The 1,776-nt window shown below is 53.9% G+C and carries 3 protein-coding genes; 1 reads left to right on the top strand and 2 read right to left on the bottom strand.

Features of this window, described 5'->3' with window-relative positions; translation table 11 throughout:
* The coding region (locus tag FT726_RS27055) for an AraC family transcriptional regulator (RefSeq protein ID WP_346303828.1) at positions 1-421 on the top strand (421 nt) is incomplete at its 5' end.
* 21 nt (positions 422-442) lie between these two features.
* Here the strand turns inward: FT726_RS27055 and FT726_RS27060 are convergent.
* Positions 443-1,204: an SDR family oxidoreductase gene (locus FT726_RS27060; protein ID WP_127834301.1), complete on the bottom strand. Its 762-nt coding sequence runs from the start codon at positions 1,202-1,204 to the stop codon at positions 443-445.
* Positions 1,205-1,375: 171 nt separating this feature from the next.
* A partial coding sequence (locus tag FT726_RS27065; protein WP_346303829.1) for an ABC transporter permease subunit occupies positions 1,376-1,776 on the bottom strand: 401 nt, incomplete at its 5' end.

Below are 1,776 nucleotides of genomic sequence, written 5' to 3' on the forward strand. Positions count from 1 at the left end.
GCAACTGGGGCAGATTATGCTGGTGCAGGCGCTCAGGGTATCTCTTCAGCAGGAAGGTGAAGAGCGTATTGGCTGGCTATTTGCCCTTTGCGATCCTCAACTCAAAGCCGCACTTAATTTAATGCATGCCGATCCCGCGTTCCCGTGGACGTTGCAGGAACTGGCCCATCGGACGGGGATGTCGCGTACGGTATTCGCGAAAAAATTTAAATCCCGGGTGGGGATGACGCCGATGCGATACCTGTCGAGATGGCGAATGCTGCTGGCAGGCGAGCGCCTGAGAAACTCGCGCGAACCTATTTCGCAGATTTCATTTTCTGCCGGATATGATACGGAAAGCGCATTTGGACGCGCGTTTAAAAAAGAGTGGGGATGCTCTCCGCGAGAGCATCGTCAACAGCAACAAAACGCCACGTTGTGAGTAAATATTGCACTATCAGGCTTAATTATTTTGCCCCGCGAGGCGATCGTTAAATGCCTGATAAAAGGCAGTATAATCTCCGCGAGCGGCAAAGCGCTGAGGTTTAACCCTTTCAACCAGCACCTCGGCAGTGTCCGGCTGTTCCTGCAATATTTGCAGCGTTTCCTGCATATACTCAGCCAACGGCATCGCTGCCGGATTCGTTGCGTGCTGCCTGCCCATCAATTCAGTTTGTACCAGCGGCGGAACCAGTTCCGTTACCTGAATGGCGGTATCACGCAATTGATAGCGCAGACTCTGCGTCCAGGAGTGAATTGCCGCTTTGGTGGCACAATACGCAGGGGTAAGCGACAGGGGCACAAAAGCGAGACCGGAAGAAACGGTCAGAATAGCGGCGCGAGGTTGCGCCAGAAAATGTTCAATTAGCGCAGCCGTTAAGCGAATCGGCCCTAATAAATTGGTGGTGATTTCTGCTTCAGCCACAGTGACGTCACCCCTTTTCAGATCTTCCCTGCGCATAATGCCGGCGTTATGGATCACCACATTCAGTGCCGGCCAGCGCTGAATGACAGTTTGCGCACCGCTGAGAATTGCATCATGACTATCCATATCCATTACGATGGCGTGCATGCCAGGATTGGCTGCGATAGTTTCATCCAGTACCTCTTTTCGCCTGCCAGCAATAATAACCTGATTACCTGCAGCCAAAAGCGCTTCAGCCATAGCACGTCCTATGCCTGAACCGCCGCCGGTGATCAAAATGGTGTTACCGGTTAATTCCATAAAACTCTCCTTAACGTGCAATTAACGATCCGAACGGATATTTGCGATGCGATAAGGAGAGTATATTCAGGTTGCCGATCGGCTACTCTTCAGAAGGTACGTAATACTATGCTGAGAATACCTGCCTGACATGAAAATGTGCCCCGCGCAGAGGAAACGGAAAGATTCCGTTTAACGCCTGTCGATGCGCTGCACCAGCCGATCGCCGAGCCACTGGATACCGCACACCAGCACGATCAGTACGGCGATCACGGCCACCATCACCGCCGTGTCAAAACGCTGATAACCGTAGCGAATTGCCAGGTCGCCCAGACCGCCTGCCCCGATGGCACCCGCCATTGCCGAGGCGCCGATCAGCGCCACCAGCGTGACGACAAAACCGGAAAGAATGCCCGGCAGCGCTTCAGGAATCAGCACCTCCCAGACAATACGTAATTTGCTGGCGCCCATGGCACGCACCGCATCAATCAGCCCGCGATCGACATCGCGCAGTGAAACTTCCGCTACCCGGGCAAAATACGGCGTGGCGGTGATCGATAACGGTACAATTGCGGCCCAGGTGCCCAGAGAGG

It is taken from the genome of Pantoea sp. Morm (assembly GCF_016643525.1).
Lineage (GTDB): Bacteria > Pseudomonadota > Gammaproteobacteria > Enterobacterales > Enterobacteriaceae > Pantoea > Pantoea dispersa.